Origin of the sequence: Bacillus sp. SIMBA_031, from assembly GCF_046535225.1 — a bacterium.
GTDB lineage: Bacteria > Bacillota > Bacilli > Bacillales > Bacillaceae > Bacillus > Bacillus velezensis.
Window position 1 is genome coordinate 1 of sequence record NZ_JAWRXC010000097.1, and the last position, 325, is coordinate 325.

At 59.1% G+C, this 325-nt stretch carries 1 protein-coding gene; it reads right to left on the reverse strand.

What is annotated here, in order from left to right; all coding sequences use genetic code 11:
* Positions 1–325 (reverse strand): glycine betaine ABC transporter substrate-binding protein (locus tag SB724_RS19670; RefSeq protein ID WP_410572467.1); only part of this gene is annotated, 325 nt, incomplete at both ends.

Genomic DNA, 325 nt, shown 5'->3' on the forward strand with positions numbered 1-325 from the left:
TTGAACATCTCAGCTTTGTCCTTGATGGGGGTGGTTTGTTTGTTGTAGGTGATCCACGAAGTTCCCGTGTACTCCCAATATCCGGCGAACTGGCCGGTCTCGAAAGCCGTTCGAACGTTGGCCGATCCCACCACGCTGGTGTTGGTGGTGGTGTTTGCTCCGTGGGCGTTCAGGACGAGGCTGGTGATGTGGGCCAGGATGAACTGCTCAGAGAAGTCCTTGGCGCCAATGACACCGGTGAGGCCGTCAAGGGCCTTACCGCCGGATGCTGCAGTTGAGGAGGAAGATGCCGCGCCTCCGCAGGCTGTTGGGATCAGTGCCACCG